Origin of the sequence: Pseudomonas sp. IB20 (assembly GCF_009707325.1) — a bacterium.
In the GTDB taxonomy this organism is placed as follows: domain Bacteria; phylum Pseudomonadota; class Gammaproteobacteria; order Pseudomonadales; family Pseudomonadaceae; genus Aquipseudomonas.
In genome coordinates this window covers 2,786,138-2,809,885 of sequence record NZ_CP046103.1, presented here as the reverse complement: position 1 = coordinate 2,809,885, position 23,748 = coordinate 2,786,138, and the positions used below count along the sequence as shown (strand labels likewise).

General features: G+C 60.7%; 22 protein-coding genes and 4 pseudogenes. 16 read left to right on the top strand and 10 right to left on the bottom strand.

Going from position 1 to position 23,748, the window contains the following annotated elements; genetic code table 11:
* Window positions 1–68 precede the first annotated feature (68 nt).
* Window positions 69–314: a hypothetical protein gene (locus tag GJU48_RS25260; RefSeq protein WP_256671142.1), complete on the top strand. Its 246-nt coding sequence runs from the start codon at window positions 69–71 to the stop codon at window positions 312–314.
* Window positions 315–363: 49 nt separating this feature from the next.
* Here the strand turns inward: GJU48_RS25260 and ampC are convergent, their stop codons facing one another.
* Entirely contained in the window at window positions 364–1,518 is a 1,155-nt protein-coding gene (gene ampC, locus GJU48_RS12955) for a class C beta-lactamase (RefSeq protein ID WP_094953556.1), read from the bottom strand.
* Window positions 1,519–1,646: 128 nt separating this feature from the next.
* Between ampC and GJU48_RS12950 the strand changes: the two genes are divergently transcribed.
* From GJU48_RS12950 to GJU48_RS12925, 7 genes and pseudogenes are all read left to right on the top strand, one after another.
* Window positions 1,647–2,537 (top strand): LysR family transcriptional regulator, encoded by an 891-nt coding sequence (locus GJU48_RS12950; protein WP_094953557.1) that lies wholly within the window; start codon window positions 1,647–1,649, stop codon window positions 2,535–2,537.
* A gap of 76 nt (window positions 2,538–2,613) precedes the next feature.
* The gene (locus GJU48_RS12945; protein WP_094953558.1) at window positions 2,614–3,798 is read left to right on the top strand and encodes a DUF2252 family protein; all 1,185 of its coding nucleotides are present in this window, start codon (window positions 2,614–2,616) and stop codon (window positions 3,796–3,798) included.
* A gap of 92 nt (window positions 3,799–3,890) precedes the next feature.
* Window positions 3,891–5,280 (top strand): annotated as a pseudogene (locus GJU48_RS12940) (ShlB/FhaC/HecB family hemolysin secretion/activation protein); the annotation flags it as partial.
* Window positions 5,281–5,307: 27 nt separating this feature from the next.
* Window positions 5,308–5,562, top strand: a pseudogene (locus tag GJU48_RS25720) (hypothetical protein); the annotation flags it as partial.
* A 95-nt stretch (window positions 5,563–5,657) separates the two neighbouring features.
* Window positions 5,658–6,623 (top strand): two-partner secretion domain-containing protein, encoded by a 966-nt coding sequence (locus GJU48_RS25715; protein WP_371923445.1) that lies wholly within the window; start codon window positions 5,658–5,660, stop codon window positions 6,621–6,623.
* Between the two features lie 28 nt (window positions 6,624–6,651).
* Window positions 6,652–8,743, top strand: a pseudogene (locus GJU48_RS25710) (DUF637 domain-containing protein); the annotation flags it as partial.
* Between the two features lie 330 nt (window positions 8,744–9,073).
* A complete protein-coding gene (locus tag GJU48_RS12925) occupies window positions 9,074–9,466 on the top strand; it encodes a DUF2846 domain-containing protein (protein ID WP_169876735.1) in 393 nt (130 codons plus the stop codon).
* A gap of 350 nt (window positions 9,467–9,816) precedes the next feature.
* Here the strand turns inward: GJU48_RS12925 and GJU48_RS12915 are convergent, their stop codons facing one another.
* The 3 genes from GJU48_RS12915 to GJU48_RS12905 form a co-directional block, all read right to left on the bottom strand.
* Complete coding sequence (locus GJU48_RS12915) at window positions 9,817–10,056, bottom strand: DUF6124 family protein (protein WP_178119794.1); 240 nt, start codon at window positions 10,054–10,056, stop codon at window positions 9,817–9,819.
* Between the two features lie 355 nt (window positions 10,057–10,411).
* The gene (gene yghX / locus GJU48_RS12910; protein WP_094953559.1) at window positions 10,412–11,299 is read right to left on the bottom strand and encodes a YghX family hydrolase; all 888 of its coding nucleotides are present in this window, start codon (window positions 11,297–11,299) and stop codon (window positions 10,412–10,414) included.
* Between the two features lie 44 nt (window positions 11,300–11,343).
* A complete protein-coding gene (locus tag GJU48_RS12905; RefSeq protein WP_094953560.1) occupies window positions 11,344–11,838 on the bottom strand; it encodes a PaaI family thioesterase in 495 nt (164 codons plus the stop codon).
* A 135-nt stretch (window positions 11,839–11,973) separates the two neighbouring features.
* Here GJU48_RS12905 and GJU48_RS12900 point away from each other — a divergent pair, with 135 nt between their 5' ends.
* Window positions 11,974–12,528 (top strand): YceI family protein, encoded by a 555-nt coding sequence (locus tag GJU48_RS12900; RefSeq protein ID WP_094953561.1) that lies wholly within the window; start codon window positions 11,974–11,976, stop codon window positions 12,526–12,528.
* On the opposite strand, the gene GJU48_RS12895 is transcribed toward GJU48_RS12900, so the two are convergent.
* On the bottom strand, window positions 12,525–13,415 hold the full coding sequence (locus tag GJU48_RS12895; RefSeq protein ID WP_094953562.1) for a DMT family transporter: 891 nt from the start codon (window positions 13,413–13,415) through the stop codon (window positions 12,525–12,527). The genes GJU48_RS12900 and GJU48_RS12895 overlap by 4 nt on opposite strands.
* An 89-nt stretch (window positions 13,416–13,504) precedes the next feature.
* Here GJU48_RS12895 and GJU48_RS12890 point away from each other — a divergent pair, with 89 nt between their 5' ends.
* Window positions 13,505–14,830, top strand: a complete 1,326-nt coding sequence (locus GJU48_RS12890; protein ID WP_094953563.1) for an aminotransferase-like domain-containing protein — start codon at window positions 13,505–13,507, stop codon at window positions 14,828–14,830.
* Window positions 14,831–14,846: 16 nt separating this feature from the next.
* On the opposite strand, the gene GJU48_RS12885 is transcribed toward GJU48_RS12890, so the two are convergent.
* Window positions 14,847–15,278: a nuclear transport factor 2 family protein gene (locus tag GJU48_RS12885; protein ID WP_083358615.1), complete on the bottom strand. Its 432-nt coding sequence runs from the start codon at window positions 15,276–15,278 to the stop codon at window positions 14,847–14,849.
* Between the two features lie 256 nt (window positions 15,279–15,534).
* On the opposite strand from GJU48_RS12885, the gene GJU48_RS12880 reads away from it, so the two are divergent.
* Genes GJU48_RS12880 through GJU48_RS12870 form a run of 3 tightly spaced genes read left to right on the top strand, consistent with a single transcriptional unit; the run spans window position 15,535 to window position 16,965 of the window.
* A complete protein-coding gene (locus GJU48_RS12880) occupies window positions 15,535–15,753 on the top strand; it encodes a DUF6434 domain-containing protein (RefSeq protein ID WP_094953564.1) in 219 nt (72 codons plus the stop codon).
* The gene (locus GJU48_RS12875) at window positions 15,750–16,220 is read left to right on the top strand and encodes a RidA family protein (RefSeq protein ID WP_094953565.1); all 471 of its coding nucleotides are present in this window, start codon (window positions 15,750–15,752) and stop codon (window positions 16,218–16,220) included. Before GJU48_RS12880 ends, GJU48_RS12875 begins: the two co-directional genes overlap by 4 nt.
* A 7-nt stretch (window positions 16,221–16,227) precedes the next feature.
* Window positions 16,228–16,965, top strand: coding sequence for a CPBP family intramembrane glutamic endopeptidase (locus tag GJU48_RS12870; protein WP_094953566.1), 738 nt, complete (start codon window positions 16,228–16,230; stop codon window positions 16,963–16,965).
* A gap of 311 nt (window positions 16,966–17,276) precedes the next feature.
* On the opposite strand, the gene GJU48_RS12865 is transcribed toward GJU48_RS12870, so the two are convergent.
* Together GJU48_RS12865 and GJU48_RS12860 are read right to left on the bottom strand one after the other, a co-directional pair.
* Window positions 17,277–18,986, bottom strand: a complete 1,710-nt coding sequence (locus GJU48_RS12865) for an amidase (protein WP_094950158.1) — start codon at window positions 18,984–18,986, stop codon at window positions 17,277–17,279.
* A gap of 55 nt (window positions 18,987–19,041) precedes the next feature.
* Window positions 19,042–19,830, bottom strand: a complete 789-nt coding sequence (locus GJU48_RS12860; protein WP_094950157.1) for a helix-turn-helix domain-containing protein — start codon at window positions 19,828–19,830, stop codon at window positions 19,042–19,044.
* 83 nt (window positions 19,831–19,913) lie between these two features.
* Between GJU48_RS12860 and GJU48_RS12855 the strand changes: the two genes are divergently transcribed.
* On the top strand, window positions 19,914–20,219 hold the full coding sequence (locus GJU48_RS12855; protein ID WP_094950160.1) for a DUF2834 domain-containing protein: 306 nt from the start codon (window positions 19,914–19,916) through the stop codon (window positions 20,217–20,219).
* On the top strand, window positions 20,212–20,634 hold the full coding sequence (locus GJU48_RS12850) for an MAPEG family protein (protein WP_094950156.1): 423 nt from the start codon (window positions 20,212–20,214) through the stop codon (window positions 20,632–20,634). Before GJU48_RS12855 ends, GJU48_RS12850 begins: the two co-directional genes overlap by 8 nt.
* 124 nt (window positions 20,635–20,758) lie before the next feature.
* On the opposite strand, the gene GJU48_RS12845 is transcribed toward GJU48_RS12850, so the two are convergent.
* Window positions 20,759–21,970, bottom strand: a complete 1,212-nt coding sequence (locus tag GJU48_RS12845) for an MFS transporter (protein WP_094950155.1) — start codon at window positions 21,968–21,970, stop codon at window positions 20,759–20,761.
* Window positions 21,971–22,067: 97 nt separating this feature from the next.
* On the opposite strand from GJU48_RS12845, the pseudogene GJU48_RS12840 reads away from it, so the two are divergent.
* Window positions 22,068–22,885 (top strand): annotated as a pseudogene (locus tag GJU48_RS12840) (AraC family transcriptional regulator).
* Between the two features lie 351 nt (window positions 22,886–23,236).
* On the opposite strand, the gene GJU48_RS12835 reads toward GJU48_RS12840, so the two are convergent.
* Window positions 23,237–23,743: a GAF domain-containing protein gene (locus GJU48_RS12835; RefSeq protein WP_094950151.1), complete on the bottom strand. Its 507-nt coding sequence runs from the start codon at window positions 23,741–23,743 to the stop codon at window positions 23,237–23,239.
* Window positions 23,744–23,748: the final 5 nt, after the last annotated feature.

Below are 23,748 nucleotides of genomic sequence, written 5' to 3'. Positions count from 1 at the left end.
GTAACAACACTTTGCTAATACCTTAGCCTCAGGCAAGATTCTCCGCTTTGGTTTCAGGGAAGACACCCATGATTGCTCACTTGCAAAGCGCTGCCACGCAAATCCGCCACGCTGTGCGTACGGCGACCGAGGGGTTGGTCGGGCGCGAGCAATTGGCCGAGCTGATTGTGCTGGCAGCGGTCGTTCTAAGTTACTTAGACGCTGTCAGGCAGCGCGAGGGGGCGGCTAATATCAAAGTGCTGGAGGCGTTTTTAAGTAGCGTCCATTTCCAGCCGGGGCCGGATGACAATTACTACGCGCGCGTGCTGGCGTAGCGTCGTCGCGGCCACGTGTGTCCGCGACGGTCGGAAACAGGCGCGTCGCTTAGTGATCCATCGCACTCAAGATCGCATAAGCCACCTTGACCCGCTCAGCATTCGGGTAGTTCTTGTTCGCCAGAATGACCACGCCCATGTCCTTGCTTGGCACGTACACCACGTACGCGCCAAACCCGCCGGTTGAGCCGGTTTTGTTGTACAGCACGTTGGCCGGTTGCGGCTGTGCCGGCGTCAGCCAATTGGCCTTGTGCGGCTCCATCGCCATGGGCGTGGAGTTGCCCTCCAGCAACGCTTGCAGCGTGATCGGGTAAGGGTAGCGCTCCCAACCCAGGCCCTGGGTCATGCCGTTCACGGTGTAGTAACCGGCGTGGGTCGCGGCGATGGCTTGTTGCAGCGGCTTATCCAAGGTTTCCGGGTGCATGTTCACCATCACGTAGTGAGCCAGGTCCTGGGTGCTGGTCTTGATGCCGTAGGCTTCGCTGTCCAGTGCGCCGGGGCTGACGCGTGTGGGTTTCAGATTCTTGTCGTAGCCTTGGGCGTACAGGCCGCGCTTGTCAGCAGGCACGCTGACGTGGGTGTTGTTCAAGCCCAGCTTGGGCAGCAGGGTTTTCTGCAAGGCAACGTTGAACGGCTGGCCAAGGCTTTGCGCCGACAGGTAGCCGAACAGCCCGATGCTCGGGTTGGAATACAGGCGTTGTGCGCCCGGCCCGTAAGTCGGTTTCCAGTGCTGGAAATAGCCGAGCATGGTCTCGGCGCTGTCGGCAGCATCCGGAAACTGCAGGGGCAGGCCGCCTGCGGTGTAGGTCGCCAGTTGCAGCAGGCTGATCTGGTCAAAGGCGCTGCCGGCCAGAACGGACAGGTGCTCGCTGGCCTTGTCCGAGAGCTTGAGCTTGCCGGTCGCCTGGGCATAACCGCCAAGGGTGGCGGTAAAGGTTTTGCTCACCGAGCCGATTTCAAACAGGGTGTTTTCGCTGACGGGCTGCTGGGTTTCCTTTGAGGCAGTCCCGTAGTTAAAGTATTGCGCCTTGCCGTTTTGTACGACAGCGACCGCGAGGCCCGGGATGGCCTGTTGTTGCATTAACGGTTTTACGCTGGCGTCTACCACGGCTTGCAGGTCGTTTGCGGCCAGGCAGTTGCCGGCGGCGAGCAATGCGGCCAGAGCCGTTAAATTACGTACTCCAAGCAAGGACAGTTGGGGCATGATGGTGCTTCCATGAGAAGATTCGATAGAATAAAGAGCCTGCGCAGGCGAGGCCAATGTAGGCAGTTTGCCTGCTGCGAACAAACGATGATATCTCGCACTAGCCATTAGAAAATTTAGGGTCAAGCATGCTGCGTTCCCACCTGCCGCTCAATGCCTTGCGCGCCTTTGAGGCGTCGGCTCGCCATTTGAGCTTCACCCGCGCGGCCATTGAGTTATGTGTGACCCAGGCGGCGGTCAGCCATCAGGTCAAAAGCCTGGAAGCCCAACTCAATGTCACGTTGTTCAAGCGCCTGCCACGCGGTTTGATGCTCACCAGCGAAGGCGAAACCCTGCTACCGGTGGTGCGCGAATCGTTTGATCGCATCGCCCAGACCCTCAGCCAGTTCGAAGGCGGGCATTACCGTGAAGTGCTCACCGTTGGCGCGGTGGGCACTTTTACTGTGGGCTGGCTGCTGCCGCGCCTGCCGGACTTTCAGGCGCGCTACCCGTTTATCGACCTGCGCCTGTCCACCCATAACAACCGCGTTGACGTGGCCGCCGAAGGCCTGGATTACGCGATCCGCTTCGGCGCCGGGGCCTGGCACGGCACGGATGCCTGTGAGCTGCTCGCAGCCCCGCTGACCGTGTTGTGTACACCCACGCTTGCCGAACAATTGCGCACGCCAGCCGACCTGTTGAAGCATACCTTGCTGCGCTCCTACCGCGCCGATGAGTGGACTCAATGGTTCCAGGCCGCCGGCCTGCCCGCTGACACCGTGGTGCCGCGCAGCATCGTGTTCGACTCGTCGCTGGCGATGATGGAAGCGGCGCTGCAAGGCATCGGCGTGGCGCTGGCACCGGCGATGATGTTCTCGCGGCAATTGGCCACGGATGCGATTCGCCAGCCGTTCGAGGTGGGCATCACCACCGGCAGTTACTGGCTGACACGCTTGCAGTCGCGGGTTGAAACAGCCGCCATGTTGGCGTTCAGGGGGTGGCTGGAGGAACTGTCGACAGCGCAGCGAAAACTGTCTTAATGCCACTATTTTGAAACAAAATGAAACATTCTCTCGGGAATAGAGATCTACCCCATCTCCCGCACTGAGTTCATCCATGAAAACCCCGCGCCCCGCCGACCGCATGCCCCACCTCACGCAACTACGCAATTTGAAGATGGCACGCTCCGCCCATGCCTATGTGCGGGGCAGTACGGTGCAGTTTTACGAATGGTTGCACAGCCAGTCCGGCCGCCGCTTGCCCCATGGCCCGGCCATCTGGATCTGCGGCGATTGCCACGCGGGTAATCTCGGCCCGACCGGTGATACCAAAGGCCGTATCGACATGCACATCCGCGACCTCGACCAGACCGTGATCGGCAACCCGGCCCACGACCTGGTGCGCCTGGCGCTGTCCTTGGCCACCGCCGCACGCGGTTCGGACCTGCCAGGGGTGACCACCGCGCGCATGCTTGAAGAAATGATGGTCGGCTACGCGCAAGCCTTCAAAGACAAACCCGACGAAGCGCCGCCACGCCCCTCCCAAGTCAAGGCCGGTATGCGCAGCGCCGTGGAGCGCACCTGGAAAAACCTCGCCCGTGAACGCATCGAAAGTGCCCGGCCGACGATCCCGCTGGGCAAGCACTTCTGGTCATTGTCTCGGGCAGAGAAGGGCGCCTTGCAAACACTGTGCGCCTCCGATGACATCCACCAGTTGGTCACCTCACTCAAAGGCCGCCCCAAAGACGCCAAGGTTGAACTGCTGGACTCAGCCTATTGGGTCAAAGGTTGCAGCTCCCTGGGCTTGCTGCGCTATGCCGCGCTGCTGGGCGTTGGCGACAAGGAGGATCAGGAATATTGCCTGATCGACATCAAGGAAGCCGTCGGCGCCGCTGCACCGCGTGCGGCACGCGCGAAGATGCCCAGGGATAACGGGCGGCGCGTGGTGGAGGGCGCGCGTCAGCTTTCACCGAGCTTGGGCGAGCGCATGGTCGCGACGCGTTTTCTCGACCATGGTTTTTTCATTCGTGAATTGCTGCCCCAGGACATGAAGCTTGAGCTGGATGAACTCAGCGAAATCGATGCCATGCACGCCGCCGGTTACCTGGCCCGCGTGGTCGGCATCGCCCACGCCCGGCAGATGGACCGCGATACGCGCAAGCAGTGGATGGCGGTGTTGCAGGAGAACCGCTCGAAACAGTTGGATGCACCGTCGTGGTTATGGACCAGTGTGGTGCAATTGGTGGGCAGCCATGAGCAGGGGTATCTCAACCATTGTCGGCGGTATGCGTTGGAACATTGATCTGAAAAAAAGCGACTAACCAATGTGGGAGCGGGTGGTGTTGTGTCAGGGGTAGTGGCTTATGCCTTGGGTTGCAGGCAATCCAGTGCGCGGTCGGCCAGTGTGCGGGCCCGCAGCTCAATGAAGTGCTCAAGGTCATCACCGACCGCTACTTGGCCAGAGGTTTGGTGACCAGCCGCGCCTACCTGCCACAGCAGGACCTCTCCAGCGGTAATCTCAAGATCCAGGTGGTCGAAGGCAAGCTCGAAGGCTTGAAGGGCGCCGAAGGCAGCGGCATCACCGACCGCCAGTTGGCGATGAGTTTCCCCGGCAAGACCGGCGAGTTGCTCAACCTGCGCGAAATCGAGCAGATGGTTGACCAACTCAACCGCCTGCCGTCGAACCAGGCGCAGATGGAACTGGCGCCGGGCAAGGCCGTGGGCGGCAGCGATGTGCTGGTCAAAAATACCCCGCAGAAGCCCTGGCGCGTCGGGCTGTCGCGCCACAACGGCGGCCAGCGCAGCACCGGCGAACAGCAGTGGGGCGCCAGTCTGGATTGGGATAATCCTCTCGGCCTGGCCGACCAACTGTCGCTGCGCGGCGGCCACGATGCCGTCAGCGATCACCAGAAAACCTCACGCAATTCGATGCTCAATTACAGCCTGCCGTTCGGCTGGTGGACCCTCACCTACAGCTACAACGAGAGCGAATACCGCTCCCAGGCCCAGGCGAATAATTTCACGTTCAAGCAGACCGGCGACAGCCAGAACCACCAGTTGCGCCTGGAGCGCGTCATCCATCGTGACGCCCTGAGTAAAACCTCCCTGAGCACCGGCGTGGCCTACCTGCGCACCAACAACTTCATCGAAGACAGCAAGCTGGCGCTGAGCAGCAACCGCCTCAGCGAAGCCCAGTTCGGCATCAACCACGGTCGCCGGATTGGCAGCTCATTTCTCAACATCGACCTCGGTATGCAAAACGGCATCGGCGCGTTTGACGCTCAAGCCAATCATGACCCCAAACCCGGCCAGGCCGATGCGCGCTATCGCAAATACACCGCCACGGTGAGCTACCTGTACCCGTTCAAGCTGTGGGGCGAGTCGCTCAGTTCAGCTGACCGGCCACACAGCGAAGACATCTTGTTCAGCCCCCAGCGCATGAGCCTGGGTGGCTCAGCCTCGGTGCGCGGTTTCAAAGACCAGCAACTCAACGGCGACAGCGGCGGTTACTGGCGCAACGACGTGCGCTGGGCCCGCCCGGTGACCTGGGATTGGATGCGCCCAGCCTTTGCCGAGTACGGCCCAGCTCGGTACGACCAGGCGTGATCAGCACGGCCGCTACAACGGCGAAGTGCACGGCCGGGTCTCCAGCAACTCGTTGGAGCTGTTCGCCCGTGGCAAATACGTCAGCACCAGCGTGACCTTTGCGCACTCTTTGGAACGCCCGGCAGTGATGAGCGAGCGCGAAGCGCCGATCTACTTCCGCATGGATTTCTTCCTGTAATTCAACGCCCCGTTCATCGAGTATGACATGGACGTCCGCCAGTTCGCCTTCCTCGCGCGCCAGCCTTCGGCTGCCGTAAAAAGCCGCTCCCATTTCTTGGGGCTGCCTAAACGTGGGTTAGCGTTGATCCTGGCCAACGCCATGTTCTGGCAGCCGTTGCTGGCCCAGGCCGACGGCATCGTGGTGAGCGCACCGGGCACGGGCCTGGCGCAAGCGGGCAATGGCGTGCCCATCGTCAACATCGCCGCGCCGAACGCGAATGGGCTGTCGCACAACCAATTCCATGACTACAACGTCGGTGCCAACGGCGTCATTCTCAACAACGCCACCGACCGCACCCAGGCCACCCAGCTGGGCGGCATCATGTTGGAACCCGAATTTCAAAGGCCGCCGCCAATATCATCCTCAACGAAGTCAACGGCGGCAGCCCCAGCCACTGCGCGGCTACACCGAAGTGGCGGGGCAGTCGGCCCATGTATCGTCGCCAACCCTACGGCATCAGCTGCAACGGCTGCGGCTTTATCAAACCCCAAGCCACGCTCACCACCGGAAGCGGTATCGAAAACGGCCAGATCAGTCGCTACCAAGTCGACCAAGGCAGCGTCGCCATCGAAGGCGCCGGCTTGAATGCCACCAACGTCGACCAGTTCGAAATCATCACCCGCGCGACCACCATTAACGCGCAAATCCAGCGTGAATTGACCGTGATCGCCGGGCGTAACGACGTCGATGCCCAAAGCCTGAAAACCACCGCGCGCGCTGACGACGGCAGCGCCAAACCAGAATTGGCCATCGATTCCTCGGCGCTGGGCGGCATGTACGCCGGTGCGATCAAACTGGTCGGCACCGAAGCCGGTGTGGGCGTGAAACTCGACGGCACACTGGCCGCCAGCGGCGGCGATATCCAGCTGGATGCCAACGGCCACTTGAGCATGGCGCAGACGTCGGCCACCGGTAACGTCAAAGTCACCGCGCAGAACGTCAACCTTACCGACAAGGTCTACGCCACCGGCAACGTGCAGATCACCAGCGCCCAAGGCTTGGTCAACCAGCAGAGCGTGGCTGCCGGCCAACGCATCGAACTCAACGCGACCACCGTCACCAACCCCGGTATCATCGAAGCCGGTGTGGCAGCGGACAACAGCCGCAACGCCACTGGCGACCTGGTGGTGAACGCGCAGACCGTCAACACCAGCGGCAATCTGCTGGCCAGCCGCGCCTTGGCGATCAGCGCCGCGCAAACGCTGACCAACCAGGGCGCGATCATCCAGGCCAAAACCGTCAGCGTCAGCACCGCCAAGCTGACCAACCAAGGCGCCACCGCGCGACGGCGAGCAATATGAACAACACTTGATCAAGCAAGCCGTGCAAGCGCGTACGGGGCAGCGTTTTATCGACGGTCAGAACACCGACGAAAAACTGTTCAAGTACTTGATGGATAACGCCATCAGCAGCAAGCAGCAGCTGAACCTGGCCGTGGGCGTGTCGTTGACCTCGCAGCAGGTTGCCGCCCTGACGCACGACATCGTCTGGCTCGAAGAGCATTCAGTGAACGGTGAGAAAGTGCTGGTGCCGGTGCTTTACATGGCCCAGGCCAACAACCGTCTTGCGCCGAACGGTGCCTTGATCGCCGGTAACGACCTGAACCTGATCGCCGGGGAAAACCTGGAGAACGCCGGCACCCTGCGCGCTACCAACAACCTTTCAGCCAAAGCCGGCAACGACCTGACCAACAGCGGCGTGATCGAAGCCGGTAATCGTCTGGACCTGCTGGCCGGCAACAATATCGTCAATAAGTCCGGCGGCATCAGTGTCGACCGCGCTGAGTGCCGGTGGGGACGTCTCGCTCAGTGCAGGTAAGGACCTGGGCCTGATTGCCAGCCGTATCAGTGCAGGCGATGAAGCGTACCTGGTGGCGGGTGGCAACCTGGCGTTGCTGTCGGCCGAAGACAGTGATTATTCGCTGTACGACATGAAGAAGAAGGGCAGTTGGGGCAGCAAGAAAACCCAGCGGGATGAAGTGACTAAAGTCACCCACATCGGTAGCGAAATCAAAACCGGTGGCGACCTCACGCTTAAGAGTGGCGGTGACCAGGTGTACCAGGTCGCCAAACTTGAAAGCGGCCAGGACATTACGCTGGACAGTGGCGGCGGTATTGCTTTTGAGGCGGTCAAGGATCTGCATCAAGAGAGCCACGAGAAATCCGACAACAACGCATTCTGGGTGTCGGCCAAGGGCAAGGGCAATACCGATGAAACCGTGCGCCAGACCCAGATGGTCGCCGAGGGCAACATCGCAATCAAAGCGGTCGAAGGCCTGAAGATTGACGTCAATCAGGTCAATCAACAGACCGTCAGCCAATCCATTGATGCGATGGTCAAGGCCGATCCCCAGTTGGCGTGGATCAAGGACGCCGAGGCAAGGGGTGATGTGGACTGGAGGCAGGTCAAAGAGATTCATGACAGCTTCAAGTACAGCAACTCGGGGTTGGGGCCGGCTTCGCAGATCATTATTGCGATTGTGATGGCGGCGGTAGTTGGGCCTATGGCGGCAGCTGCAGCGGGTGGCGGTACGGCAGGGGCGGTAGCTGGGGCTGTGGCGTCGGGAGCCTCCACTAACGCAAGCGTCAGCGTCGTCAATAATCGCGGCAACCTGGGCGCAGTGCTTAAGGATGTGACTTCTTCGGATGCGATGAAGGGGTATGTGATTGCGGGTGCTACAGCAGGCCTGACCGCTGCTTATTTTGGTGATTGGACGGGGACTCAAACAAACACAATCACTGGGAAAGTTACGACGCCAGGTCTGCTGAATACTTGGAGTGGTGTCGGGAAATTTGCTGCCAACCAGACATTGCAAAGCGGCACCTCCATGCTGCTGAGCAAGGCGCTGGGGCAGGGCGGTAGCGCTAGCGATGCGTTGAAAGGCGCGCTGTTTAATACGTTGGCGGCAGCCAGTTTCAATTTGGTTGGTAATTTCACCGAAGGTGTAATCGCGGATGGCTCTGCACCCAAAATCGCGATTCACGCGATGGTCGGTGGTTTGCTGTCTGAAGCCACAGGCGGCGATTTCAAAACTGGCGCGTTGGCGGCAGGGGCGAATGAGGCGCTGGTGACTCATTTGGATGCGCTGGTCAAAGGCAATGAAGAGCTGCTGACGATGAGTTCGCAGATCGTTGGTGTGCTGGCGGCGGCGGGGCAGACGGATGCGGATGCGGCTACGCTGGAGAAGGGTAAATGGATTGCACAGAACTCCACGCAATACAATTATTTATCCCATAACCAACTGGAGCGAGCAGCCAAAAAGATAGCCGCTTGCAACAACGACGCTTGTATTGAAGACACGACGCGCAAATTCAAAGAACTGAGCATACAACAGGATCTTGATGCGATAGCTAGCTGCCGGGCAACCCCGTCGTCCTGCGCCACTCACTCAAAAGTCGTGGGTGCAAAAACACCTGCATAGAAGCGGGTTGCTTTTGCACTCTGTTGTCAGGTCGCCAAACCTGATCGCCATTTGGGCGACGGGCCGGACTATAAGCCCCACGCCCAAACCCACGCAAGGCATCAAAGTACTGGCCCACGTTCATTGCCTCATGTCTTCAGCCCCATGGCCGACACACTGGCGATGATTAAACGCATCAAAGCACCCGCGTCGGTCAATCGCCGTCGCATCAACCCGCTCTACCGTTACACCACAAGGAAGAAGTACATGATCAAGCTGTTCTGCAAAGCTGCTGTTGTAATGTCCCTGGCCACGCTGTTTGGCTGCTCCTCGACACCGTCGGTAGAGAAAATGCAGGCGGACGTGGCGAACTACTCGCTGCCCAAGGCTGCTGTCGCCGACAAAGGCCTGGTGTACGTGGTACGCCCAAGCAACGTGGGGATGATGGTGCGGTTCAACGTGTTCCTGGATGACAAGGAAGCCGACTCGGAGATGGGTTACAACCGCGGCAACCAGTACATTTATTTCTTCGTGACGCCGGGCCAGCACGTGATCAGCTCCAAAGCTGAAAACTGGGCCGACATGCCGATCAACGTCAAGGCCGGTGAGGTGGTTTACCTCAAGCAGGAAGTCGAAATGGGCTTCGCCGTGGCGCGCAACAGCCTCAAAGTGCTGAGCGATGTGGAAGGCCGTTATCTGGTCAAGGATGCGTCCTTGGGCACCGTGGCAAAAGAAAGCAAGTGAGTTAAAAACGCTTGAGGCGGTCGGGCTCCAGGCTCGGCCGCTCACGTATTGCACCGACCCTGAGGCATTGCGCCGCGCGCTCAGGGGTATCACGCAGATCTCCAGTGGGTATCTGGTGAAAGAACTCAAATAAGCCCACACGTCAGTAACCTGCCGCGTAAAAAGCTCACGGAATGAATCCTGTCATCAAGGATGATCAATGAAATCCAGCATTCCCTTCTCGTGCAATTGGTGGGCAGCCATGAGCAGGGGTATCTCAACCATTGTCGGCGGTATGCGTTGGAACATTGATCTGAAAAAAAGCGACTAACCAATGTGGGAGCGGGTGGTGTTGTGTCAGGGGTAGTGGCTTATGCCTTGGGTTGCAGGCAATCCAGTGCGCGGTCGGCCAGTGTGCGGGCCATGTCGATCAGGTGTTCGGTGGCACCGGCCATGTGGCGTTGATCGCCGGTCAGGCCTTGGAGGGTGTCGGCGGCGGTGGCTGCAGCACAGCGCAGCAGGTCGCAGATTTGGGCGAGGGCGTCTTCGAAGCTGAGGTCTTGGTGCACGGTAAAGGACGGTGGTGAGGCGGGTTGCAGGGAGTGACTCAGGGCGCGCTCGAAGACTTCGCGGTCTGGGATCGGCGAGAAAACGCCGACATCGGTCTGATGGTGCTGGCGCTTTGCGCCTACTGATTCCCAGGTTTCCACACCCGATCGCTGATGTGCAGCGACAGAGCGAAGGCTAGCCAGTGGCGTGAGCAGGCGCAAGGCCGAAGGATTGTCTAGAAAACTTCCTGCAAATTAAAGGGATATGGATTGCTGGCCTTTAACAATGCATGTCGATCAACCAACACCGATCACATGTGGGAGCTGGCTTGCCTGCGATAGCGCCGGGCCGGCCAGCATATTTGTCACTGCAAGACCGCCATCGCAGGCAAGCCAGCTCCCACAATTTAGATGGGGGCTAGGCCAGGTATTTGTGAAACCAGCCGAGGGTTCTTTCCCACGCCAGATTCGCCGCCGCCTCGTCATATCTCGGCGTCGAATCATTATGAAACCCATGGTTGGCGCCCTTGTAGATAAACGCCTCATACGTCGTACCCGCCGCCTTCAACGCCTTCTCATAAGCAGGCCAGCCTTCGTTGATCCGCGTATCCAACTCGCCGTAGTGCAGCATGATCGGCGCCTTGATGCGTGGCACGTCCTTGGCTTCCGGCTGACGCCCGTAGAACGACACCGCCGCGCCCAATTCGGGGTAGGCCACCGCTGCCGCATTGGTCACGCCGCCGCCGTAGCAGAAGCCGGTAATCCCGACTTTGCCGGTGCTGTTGTCGTGGTGCATCAGCCATTCGATGGCGGCGAAGAAGTCGTTCATGAGTTTTTCGGGGTCGACTTTCTGTTGCAGTTCCACGCCTTTTTCATCGTTGCCGGGGTAGCCGCCCACGGAGGTCAGGCCGTCCGGCGCCAGGGCGATGAAGCCGGCTTTGGCCAGGCGCCTTGCCACGTCTTCGATGTAGGGGTTCAGGCCACGGTTTTCGTGGACCACCACCACGGCCGGCAGTTTGCCGCTGGCTTTGGCCGGGCGCACCAGGTAGCCGCGCACTGTGCCGTTGCCTTTGGGCGAGGGGTAGGTGATGTAGTCGGCGATGATGTCGGGGTCGGTGAATTTGACTTGTTCGGCCAGCGCGTAGTTGGGGCTCAGGGCCGCCAGCAGCGCGGAGGCGGTGAGGCCGCCGAAGGTGAACAGCGCTGCGCGGTCTAGAAATTCGCGGCGGTTGAGCTTGCCGTGGGCGTAGCCGTCGTAGAGTTCCAGCAGTTCGGGGGCAAAGTCTTTCGCGGTGAGACGAGTCATCGGTGCATTCCTCGATTAGCGGTGGCAATCACTGTAGACCAGGATCAGCGCACGCGGCCATGGGCGGAATCTGACAGTTGCCGGGTGTCGACGCGCACGAACACCGAGTCGCCGATGGCGGTGAGCACGTCTCCGGCGTACACCTCGCAGACCACGCGGCTTTTACGCCCCACTTCGCCCTCCACCCGCTCGCGCAGGCTCAGCGTTACGCCCATGGGCGTGGGTTTGATGAATTTGATGCCCAGGTTGCCGGTGACGCAGTCGATGCGCGGCAGGCTGCCGGGTTCGCGCTGCTCGGCGCGATAGTGGTAGGCCATGGCGGTCCAGTTGGAGTGGCAGTCCACCAGCATGGCGATCAGGCCGCCGTAGACCAGCTCGGGCCAGCCGCTGTATTTGGCCTCGGGCTGATGCTCGGCGATGACATGGACGCCATCGGCATCCCAGCGGCTCTTGATATGCAGGCCATGCGGGTTGCTGCCGCCGCAGCCGTAGCAAATGCCTTCGGGGGCGGTGGTGTCCTGCAGGGAAGGGGTGTGCATGCAAAGTCCTTATTGTTTCTTTTGGCGACTACTCTGTTTAGCAGGGCACGCACCGAAAGGGAATAAATCCATACCGTGGCGTGTTAGCTCAGCACGTTTGTCCTTTGTTTTGCGGAGTGTTCCATGAAGTGTCGAATGTCCCTGGTCGTCCTGCTGGCCCTCGTCTCTGGTTGGTTTGCCAGCGCCCAGGCGGTGGAATACAAAGACGTTAACCGTACGGCCAGCCAGATCAGCTTTACCTTTCAGCAATTCGGGCAGCGGGTGTACGGCACCTTCAGCGACTTTGAGGGCACCCTGAGCTTCGATACGCAAAAGCCCGAAGCGGCGCGTGCGTTGCTCAAGATCCAGCTCGCCAGCATCGATGCCGGCAGCCAGGACGCCAATACCCAGTTGCAACAGGCCGCGTGGTTCGACACAGCGACCTATCCGGTCGGTGTGTATGAATCCAGCGGCGCCACGGCGCTGGGGGATAACCGCTACAAGATCACCGGCAACCTGACGATCAAGGGCATTACGCGGCCGGTGGATATCACGGTGTTGCTCAAGGAGCAAAGCGGCATCGGTGTGTTCGACGGTGAGTTCGTGCTCAAGCGCGCCGACTTCAAGATCGGCGAGGGCGAGTGGGCGGGCAACAGCGTGGTGTCCAACGACATCAACATCAAGTTCAAGATGGTCGCGCCGCAACGCTAGCGTGCGAACCTTTTTGCCCCTGCCACGCAGCCGATCACCGCAACGGTTACCAGCAGCATGCCCAGGCTGACCTGCTCATGCAGCAGGCCCGCCGCTAGCGCCAGGCCAAAGAACGGCTGCAGCAGTTGCAACTGGCCGACGGCGGCGATGCCACCCTGGGCCAGGCCGCGGTACCAGAACACAAAACCGATCAGCATGCTGAACAACGACACATAACCCAGGCTCAGCCACGCTGGCAGGCTGATGCCGGTCAAGGTCGCGGGCGCCAGGATCAGGCTCAACGGCGCCACCACCGGCAACGACACCACCAGCGCCCAGCAGATCACCTGCCAACCGCCCAGGCTGCGCGACAACTTGGCGCCCTCGGCATACCCCAAACCGCACACCAGCACCGCCAATAACATCAGCACGTCACCGGCGGGCGCGGCGCTCAAGCCTTGGGCAACGGCATAGCCCATCACCAGCAGGCTGCCGAGGATAGAAAACAACCAGAACACCGGGCGCGGCCGCTCGCCGCCACGCAGCACGCCAAACACCGCCGTGGCCAGCGGCAGCAGGCCGATAAACACGATGGAGTGGGCAGACGTCACGTATTGCAGCGCCAGCGCTGTGAGCAATGGGAAGCCGATGACCACGCCGAACGCGACGATTGCCAGCGGCGCCCATTGGCCGCGCGCGGGGCGTTTCTCCCGGAACAGCCACAGCAGGCACAGCCCCAGCGCAGCGGCGAGGGTGGCGCGGATCATGGTCAGGAACACCGGGTTGAATTCCATCACCGCCAAACGTGTGGCCGGCAGCGAGCCGCTGAAAATCACCACGCCGATAAAGCCGTTGATCCAACCTTGGGTGCTGCTGTCGAGGGTGTTGAGGCGTGAGGTGCGTTCCATGAGGGCGTGCTCGAAAAGGATAAGTTGCGTTTGGCCATCCTAGGATTGAAGATTAAGACAATCAAAAAATTGTCATGGATACATCACCGATGCCACGCGCCCGCTACAAGTCGTTGGTCGACACCTACGCCGAGGACATCCGCAGCGGCGCACTGGCGCCCGGCACACGCTTGCCCACCCACCGGCAATTGGCCGCCGACCACGGCCTGGCGCTGGTCACCGCCAGCCGGGTGTACACCGAGCTTGAGGCCATGGGCCTGGTCAGTGGTGAAACCGGGCGGGGCACTTTTGTGCGTGAGATTTCGTTACCGCCGGGGCAGGGCAGTGGGCAGATGAGCGTCGCAACCGGCATGCTCGACCTCAACTTCAACTACCCGTCGTTGCCGGGCCAGGCCGATCTGTTGCGCACGGCTTTGCGCCAACTGGCGCTGTCGGGCGACCTCGACGCCTTGCTGCGTTACCAGCCCCACGCTGGCCGCCTGCACGAGCGCGCGGTGGTGGCGCGGCACCTGTTGAGCCGGGGCCTGAGTGTTGAGGCCGAGCAGGTGCTGGTGGTCAGCGGCGCGCAGCATGGGCTGGCGGTGACCATGATGGCGTTGCTCAAGCCTGGGGATGTGGTCGCCGTCGATGCACTGACCTATTCAGGCTTCAAGGTGCTGGCCGAAACCCTGCACCTGGAAATCGTCGCCATCCCGGTCACTGCCGGCGGCCCGGACCTGGACGCACTGCAACGCCTGTGCAGCAAGCGCCCGGTGCGCGCGGTGTACAGCATTCCGACCTTGCACAACCCGTTGGGCTGGGTGATGAGCCTGGCGCAGCGCGAGCAACTGGTCAGCATTGCCCGTCAGCACCACCTGATAATCATCGAGGACGCGGCCTACGCGTTTCTGGCCGCAGAGGCACCGCCGCCACTGGCGACCTTGGCGCCTGAGTGCACGGTGTACGTCGGCGGGTTTTCCAAGAGCGTCGCCACCGGCTTGCGCGTGGGGTTTGTTGCAGCGCCGGCGCCGTGGGTAAAGAAGCTGGAACGCACCATCATGGCCACCACTTGGAACGTGCCCGGGGTGATGAGCGCGCTGGCCGTGGCCTGGATCGAGGACGGCACCGTCGCGCAGTTGGAAGCGCAAAAACGACAGGATGCCCAGGCGCGGCAGGCCTTGGCGGCGCAGGTGCTCAAAGGCGTGGAGTACATCAGCCACCCGTCATCGTATTTTCTGTGGTTGCCGCTGGGGGAGGACGCGCGGGCTGATCAGGTCGCCATGGTGTTGCAGCGCGAGGGTATTTGCGTGTCCACCGCCGAGCCGTTTACGGTGTCGGCGATCGTGCCGCATGCGTTGCGGTTGGCGCTGGGCTCGGTGGACATGGCGGCGCTGCGTGAGGCGCTGGTGACGGTGCGCGAAGTGGTGCGGTGGTGAGCCGCACCGATGGCGATCAGTACTTGTAAGCCTGACGCCCGATCAGCAGCCATTGGCCTTTTTGCTTCTGCCAGACCTGGAAGTTGTCGATGTCGGTGGGCGTGTCTACGCCGCTGTTCACCGCCAGCGCGTGAAAGTGGTTGCGCACCAGGGCGGTGTCGCCGTCCAGGGTGATGGTCTGGTTCTGCATTTCGAGGGTCTTGAAGGCGCTGGTGTGGGTTTCAAGGTCCGCGATAAATTGCGCTTTGTTCTGCACCTTGCCGCTGGAGTGGCCGTAGGTGAGTTTGTCGGAGGTCAAGGCGTGAAGCTGTTTGAGGTCCAGGTGCAGCATGGCTTGGGTCAGTTGGTCGACCGCTTGGGCCACATCCTTCTCGGCGGGGGCAGGCGCAGCTGCGACGTAGCCGGTAAACAGGCACAGAAAACCGATCAGCACTTTGACGTTTGGCATGGGTGCTTCCTTATTGTTGTTAGGGGCGAACACGACAATTTAAGTTGTCGTACAACCATGCAATATTTCGAGCGGTGAAGGAAAGTGAAAATTTGAAATATTTGAAAGTGATGGGCTAAAAGGCATTTTAAGAGTCTGTTGCCCTTGTACGATATCCCAACACATTGGGTGGGTTTCAAGGACTGATCTTGCCGCTTCCTGCCCAAGTAGCACATCGCTATGCTACTGCCGAAACAACAATCGCCCGGTGAACACTATGGATTTTGACTGGCACAGCGACCCCATCACCCGCGCTACGCCCGTGACGCCACACTACAAAAATACCCAGAACGTACGCCGCTTCATGCTTTTACACTGTGGCCCCGCGTTCAAGTTCGACCGGCCATTCATGGCCTGGATTCGCAACGACATTCCCAAGACCCTGGGCGATGTGGTGGTTGAGTGGCAACGTCGAAACGAGGACTCACGCCCATGACACGCGACGAAAAATACCAGGCCGCTCAACAGCGCATTGGCTATCAGCTGAACGAATTCAAAATCGGCGGCAACTACACGCCGTGGGTGCGCGAGGGCAACCACTTGTACATCAGCGGCCAGATTCCCCGTGTGGGAGACACCATCGTGCTGCCGGGCAAAGTCGGCGACAGCCTGACCCTGGCCCAGGCGCAAATCGCCGCCGGTATCAGCGCGTTGCGTTGCCTGGGCTTGCTCAAGCAGGCGCTGGGTTCGCTGGACCAGATCAAGGCCATCCCGCGCATCAACGTGTATGTGCGCAGCGCTGAAGATTTTGATCAGCAAAGTGAAGTGGCCAACGGTGCCTCGGACCTGTTGCACGAGATTCTCGGCAGCGCCGGGGTACATACGCGTACGTCGCTGGGGGTGATGCAGTTGCCGAAGTCGGCGGCGGTGGAGATCGACATGATTGCCGTGGCTCACGGTTGACTCACGCATGATCACTCAGGGCTTGGTGGTACTGATCAACTACGCCACCTACGTAGCGCCTGGGCTGGTGTTGTTTGGCGTGTGGTTTGCGCTGACGCCCAGGGTGCTGACTGCGATGCGCATCCTGATCTTGTTGGCGGCGTTCGTGTTGATGCGTGATGCAATGACGCCGATGGGCCTGTGGGCGCTCAGCCGCGAGGTGCAGATTGCATTCAGCGCCAATGCGTTTGTGCTGGCGGTACTGGGCGGGCTGTCGGTGTTGCTGATTATGCTGTTGGCACGCATCGCGCCGGAGTTGTGGCGGCTGGTGCGCTGGACCATCGGCAACCCGGTTGTTGGCCTGGGTGCAGGGCTGATAGTTGGCTGTTTGATCGGTGTGCCGCTGCGGGTTTACCAAGGCATCGAGGCCAGCGAGATCCATGGCTACTGGGTTTGGCTGCCGGGCATGGTGGTCTTGGCCTATGGCGCTAATGCATTGGAAGAGGTGCTGTTTCGCGGGTTCTTGCAGGGTTACCTGGAGCAACAACTGACACCATTGCGTGCGGCATTGATCAGCGGCGTAGCCTTTGCGGCCTGCCATGCATTCCTGGCACTGAGCGTGACCCAACTCGGCTGGCCGGTGTTGCTGTTCACCCTGATCGAAGGGTTGGCCTGCGCGCTGGTGCGCCTGCGCTATGGCGTACTGGCGGCGACCGCCACCCACGGCACGGCAATCTTGCTGATTGCCGTGCCCTACATGGCTTGAGTTGAAACACAGCAAAATCTGTGGGAGCGGGCTTGCCTGCGATGGCTATCTTTCAGTGACAACTAGGCCAACTGATCCACCGCTATCGCAGGCAAGCCAGCTCCCACATTTGGACCGCGTTTAGCCTGCTACTGATCGCCGTGCCCTGCATCACTTGATTTGAAGCATGTGGGAGCGCAAAACGAAGCTTGGCTGAGCCCTGTGGCTTACAGAACCCGGTCCGCGGTAGCCTAACCATTAGCTGTCCAACTTTTGGGGCGCACTTCACACGCTTTCGCGAGCAAGCCGCTCCCACATTTTTTTGCCCGCGTTTATTCTGCTGTCAGCGGCGGCGTGCGCGGTGGGATCTGGCGTTTGCTGCCGGTGGCTTCATACGCGCACGCAAACCGCAGCAGCGCCGAGTCGTCATAGGCACGCCCGGCGAAGGTCAGCCCCACCGGCATGCCGATGTCTGCCATCACGCCCATCGGCACGGTGACGGTGGGCACGCCCAGGTGGCGAATCGCGAGGTTGCCGTTGGCCACCCAGACGCCGTTGCTCCAGGCAATGTCGGCGCTGGCTTCGTTAACATCGGCATCCGCCGGGCCAACGTCGGCCACGGTGGGGAACAGCACCGCGTCCAGCCCCAGCGTGTCCATCCAGTCTTCCAGGTCGATGCGCCGGGTTTGCTCCAGGCCACGCAGGCCATCCGGCACGGTGCTGATCTCGTTCCACGGCGTGATGCCGCGCTCGGCCATGCGCACGTATTCGTCCATGCCGGCGGCCAGGTCGTCTTCACGGTTGGGCAGGGTGCCGGGGTCGTGTGGGAAGATTTTCGGCCCGTCCACGTCAGCCAGGCGGTTCAGGTGCGGGTCGTCGTTGGCGCGCAGGAAGTCATCGAACGCCCAGGCCGACAGCTCCCACAATTCGTCGTGCAGAAATTCCTTAGAGACCAGGCCGCGGGTAAATACGGTCGGCGCGCCAGGGCGGTCGCCTTCGCAGTTGGACACCAGCGGGAAATCCACCTCGATCACTTCAGCCCCAGCGGCTTCCAGCGCCTGGCGCGCGTCCTGCCACAGGTCGATGACGCTGGCGCGGGTGTTGATCTTTTGCCCAGTCGGCCCGCCGATCCCAGGCTTTTCGCTGGTGCCGGCGTCGGGGTCGGCGTTGATGTACATGCGCGGCACGCCGAAACGTTTGCCAGCGAGGGATTCACTGCTCACCGCCAGCTCCGCATAAGACGCCGGGCGCACCGAAGCCACGCTGGGGATTGGCACCCAGGGTTGCAGGCGCCACAGGTCGCCACGGGTGTCGGGGTCGTCGGCGACCACCACGTCGAGTACTTCGAGCAAGTCGGCCATGGTGCGCGCATACGGCACCACCACGTCCATGGTTGGCGTCAACGGCCAGTTACCGCGCACCGAAATTACCCCGCGCGACGGCGTGTAGGCACACAAGCCATTGTTGGACGCCGGGCCGCGCCCGCTTGACCAGGTTTCTTCGGCCAGGCCGAAGGCGGCGAAGCTGGCAGCCGTTGCCGTGCCCGCGCCGTTGGAGGAACCGGAGGCAAACGGTGCGGTGAGGTAGCCGGCGTTATACGGGCTTTCTGCGCGGCCATACACGCCGCGCTGCATCCCGCCGTTGGCCATCGGCGGCATATTGGTCTTGCCCAGGCAGATGGCGCCGCCGGCGCGCAGGCGTTCAATGGTGAAGGCGTCACGCTGCGCCACCAGTTTGGCGAAGGCCGGGCTGCCGGAAGCTGCCGTCAGGCCCTTGACCAAATAGCTGTCTTTGGCGGTGTAGGGAATACCGTCCAATGGCCCCAAGGTTTCGCCTTTGGCCCGACGTGCATCGCACGCCTGGGCTTCTTTGAGCGCCTCGGGATTGCGCACCACCACGGCATTCAAGGCGGTGGCGGTCTGCGCGCCGTCATAGGCCTCGATCCGCGCCAGGTAAGCCTGGACCAGTTCTACGGCAGTGGTCTGGCCGCTTTCAAGTGCCGCGCGCAGTTGGGCAATGGAAACTTCAGTAACGTGCATCACGTGTTTTTCGCCGCCTTCAAGTGGGAGGTATGGCGGCAGTCTACGTACAGATATTTCACAAAACCAGCGCGGCATAATCCGCATAGCCAGCGCGCATCACTTGCCACGTGGGCTCGTCAGCCGGAATCAGATGTTCGATACGCAGCGAGGTGAGCGTGATGTCCTGGGGCATGCCGAACGTGGTGAAGGTCGACAGGAAGTTCAGCTCGCCCCGGCTTGAGCGGATACGCGTCAACACCAGTGGCGGCATGTCGATGGGCAGTTCGGTACGGGGCGGCGCCGGCAAACTCGCCAGCAACGCCGCCAGTGCCGGGTTGCCCAGAGCCTCGCGCGTGGCGCGTTGCCAGGCGACGGTGCGGATCTCTTCGGCGTTGATCAGGTGATCACCCAGGCCGCCGGTTTGCAGCAGGGTTGTCAGCAGGTTTAGCTCGTTGGCCGCATTCGCTTTGATCCCCACCAGCTCAAATAAAACGCAGGTACTGGCATTGGTGGCGAGGACTTCCCACTGGCTGCCCAGCAGAATCGCCGGGGCGGGGTTGTTGGCGTGCAACACGTGGCTGACCGCTTCACGAATGGCGGCCATGGCCGGTGACGCGAGCGGTGTAGCGGTGTAGCGCGGCGCATAACCGGCGGCGAGGAACACGCGGTTGCATTGCTCCAGCGGGGCGTCCAGGGCCATGAGCAACGCATGCAACGTGCCCGGGCTCGGCTTGGCGCGGCCGGTTTCGATGCAGCTGAGATGGCGCTGGGAAACACCCGTGATCAAAGCCAGGTCCAGCTGGCTCAGTTGGGCGTGTCGGCGCAATTGGCGCAGGTGTTGGCCGGCAGTTGAAGGGGTATCCATGGCCAGATTATGACCTCCGAGGTCATTGCGAGAGGCGCAACCTTATCACTATGTTGAGCCTTGATCATTTCAAGGAAGGCACCATGCACAGACCCTATTTCGCCTTGGCCGGTTTGCTGGGATTTTCGCTGTACACACTGGTCACGATGCTCACGGCCGAGCAATCGCTGCTGGCGTTCGGGCGGGAACTGATGTCTCGGCCGGACACCGCGCAGGTGGTGATCGACCTGTATCTGATGGCGCTGCTGGCGTGTGTGTGGATGTACCGGGATGCGCGCGGGCGAGGGCGTTCGGTTGCCTGCGTGGTGCCGTACTTTTTGCTGACGGTGGTGTTTGTGTCGGTGGGGCCGTTGCTTTACATCGTCGTGAATGGGTACCGAGATGAATGAACTGCTGCCTATCTACGCAGGGTGCGTGCTAGTGCTGTGCCTGAAGATGTTTGCGATTTCTTGCTACCAGGGTTTCTTCCGAATTCGGGGGCTGGCGTTTACCAACCTTGAGGATGCAGCTTTTTTCAGCCGCTCAGCGCAACCGGAAGAACTGCCACACGTCAGCAGAGCGAAAAAGGCCTGGGCGAATGATCTGGAGAACATTCCGCTGTTTTTTGTGTTGGGCGGGTTGTGCGTGGCAGTGGGGAGTTCCAGTGTCGTCACGGTCTGGTTGTTCGGCGGGTTTACAGCGGCTCGTCTGGTACACACGGTGACGTATCTGGCAGGGCAGCAACCCTGGCGTACAGTAGCTTACGTTGTAGGTGTGATGTGCCTCTTCGGTCTCGGCGCCATGGTGGTTTCCAGGCTGATATAAAAAGCGCCATCGTTCGCATTCGATGTGGCGAGCCGGGCAAGCCCGCTCGCCACAGGAAGCCGGCTTGCCACAATTAGCTGGGCGAGCCGGCCCCGGTGCGGTAACAGCGTCGGGGTTCGGCCGGTCAGACGCCTTTGGTCGAGGGCAGCAAGATCGTCAGGATGCCCGCCAACGGCAGGAACGAGCAGATTTTATAGACGTACTCGATGCCGTGGTTGTCGGCCAGCAAGCCGAGCAACGCGGCGCCAATGCCGCTGAAGCCAAACATCAGGCCGAAGAAGATACCCGCGATCATCCCCACATTGCCCGGCACCAGTTCCTGGGCAAAGACCACGATGGCCGAAAAGGCCGAGGCGATGATGAAGCCGATCACCACGCTGAGCACGGCGGTCCAGAACAGGTCAACGTAGGGCAGGGCCAGGGTGAAGGGCGCGGCGCCCAGGATCGAGAACCAGATGACTTTCTTGCGCCCGATCTTGTCGCCAATCGGGCCACCGGCAAAGGTGCCGACGGCCACCGCGCCGAGGAACAGGAACAGGTACATCTGCGAGCTGGCCACCGACAGGTGGAACTTCTCGATCAGGTAAAAGGTGAAGTAGCTGGTGAGGCTGGTCATGTAGAAGTATTTGGAGAACACCAGCAGCGCCAATACCACCAAGGCAAAGGTCACGCGGCCTTTTGACAAACCGTGGGTGGCCTTGCCGCCTTGCTTGAGTTTGAACAGGTTGAGGTGGTGGCGGTACCAACGGCTCAAGCCGTACAGCACCATGATCGCGAACACGGCGAACAGCCCGAACCAGGCGATATGAGTTTGGCCGTACGGAATGATGATCGCCGCCGCCAGCAATGGGCCGAAGGCGCTGCCGGTGTTGCCGCCGACCTGGAAGGTCGATTGTGCCAGGCCATAACGCCCGCCCGAGGCCAGGCGCGCCACGCGTGAGGTTTCCGGGTGGAAGGTCGACGAGCCGACACCGACCAGCGCCGCCGCCAACAGGATCAACGGGAAGGTGCCGACAAACGCCAGCAGCAGGATGCCGACCAACGTGCACACCATGCCCGCCGGCAACAGCCAGGGCTTGGGGTGGCGGTCGGTGTGGTAACCGATCCAGGGTTGCAGCAAGGACGCGGTCAGTTGGAAGGTGAGGGTGATCAGGCCGACTTGGGTAAAGCTCAGCCCGTAGTTGGCCTTGAGCATCGGGTAGATCGATGGCAACACGGCCTGGATCAGGTCATTGATCATGTGCGCCAGGGCGCAGGCGCCAAGGACGCGCATGACCAAGGGGCTTATTTGCGGCGTAGTGGTTGCTGTGGCGGGTGGCGCGGTCAGGCTCGACATGCAGGCATTCCATACAAGGCAGCGAACAGGGGCAGTGCGTACTTTAGCGCGCTGCCCGTTTCTAAATGTTGCGGCGTTTATGCTAGATTCGCAGAAAATGCCTGTCTCGCGTAATTCGGGCGCTAACCATCGCAAAAAGGGCGAAATCATCAAATCACTGGATGTATTTCTGCGGGAGATCGACGAAGGCGACTGGGCTGTGATCAGTTCCGCCACCGATTACCCCGAAAACTGGGTGATCCCCGAGCATAGCCACGAGAAGCATCAACTGCTCTACGCCGTCGAAGGCGTGATGGTGGTGTATTCGGCGCTGAACCAATGGACGGTGCCGCCCAATCGCGGCTTCTGGATGCCCTGCGGGCAAGTCCATTCACTGCGCTGCGTGGGCACCCTGAAGATGCGCAGCGTGTTTGTGCGCCCGGACCGCTTTCCCAATTTGCCCAGCGAACCCAAGACCGTGAGTGTGTCGCCATTGCTGAGCGAGCTGATCAAGGCCTCGGTCAGCTTGAAGCCGCCGTACGCCGAGGATTCGCGCGACGCCCGAATCATGCACCTGATCCTCGACGAGCTCGCCATCCTGCCGGCCTTGCCGCTGTCGCTGCCGCAGCCAGTCGACCTGCGCATCAATCGTATTTGCCAGGCGCTGCAACAGGAGCCGGGCGATGCCTCGACGGTGGCGGATTGGAGCGAGCGACTGGACCTGGATCAGAAAACCATCCAGCGCTTGTTTCGCAAGGAAACCGGCCTGACCTTCGGCCAATGGCGCCAACAAGCACGCTTGCTGCTGGCGCTAGCGCATTGCGGTAGGGGAGAAGATCATCGAGTGGCCTCGAGTTGGGCTATGAAAGCCCAAGTGCCTTTACCAGCATGTTCAAGAAGCAGTTTGGCAAGACGCCGAGTCAGTTTTTTAAATAGTGCATCACGTGACGCTTTGTTATTGCGAATGCCTCTAAAGAACTGTGAATGTTGACAGTTGGCAATCGCGCAGTGAAAAAGTAATTTTGTCAGGCTCAAGCAAAATAGTGGGTGAGCGGCATTAAAAGATAATTCACAGTGAGGTGACAGTGTGAAGATGATGAAATTAGTTTGATACAGAGTTAATTAAGAAGAGCCTGCGTTGTCCACGCATCATGTTTGACTCTTCTTAATTGGGTTTTCTTCACCGTGCATTTTTTCTGCGTGATCACGCCAATACGCGTTTGCTGCGCGGAATGCAGGCAGATGGGGCAGACAACCAACTTCCGCCACAACTTTCGAACTCAGGTATCACTGATCAGCCGCCGTCAAATTAGCGTAGAAAATACAACCGATCAGCCGCGCAAACAGGCTCAGGGTTTCCGGCAGATTAGGGTCGTCAAACAGCATCGCCCGCGAATCCAGGGCGCACAGCGCGCCGAACAGGCGGCCATCGGGCAGGAAGATCGGCGCGCCGGCATAGCTTTCGATGGCGTATTGCTTGACCACCGGGCGTGCGGCAAACCGGCCGTTCTGGCTGATTTGCGGGATGAACAATGTTTGAGGGTCGATGCAGAACTCACTGCACAGCGTGGTTTCCAGGTCGAGTACGTCGTTGACATCAATGCCCATTTGCAGCGGGTCATAGGCCGAGCACACCACCCATTCCTGGTCGGTGAATTTGGCGATACCGGCAAAGCGCATGCCGGTCAGGCGGGTAACCAATTGCAGGACGCTGGTGGTGGCTTCGATTTCGGCGATGGCAGCGCGCTCATCGGCGCTGAGTAATGCGTGTGCTGCGGTGACGCTTGGAACCATGCTTA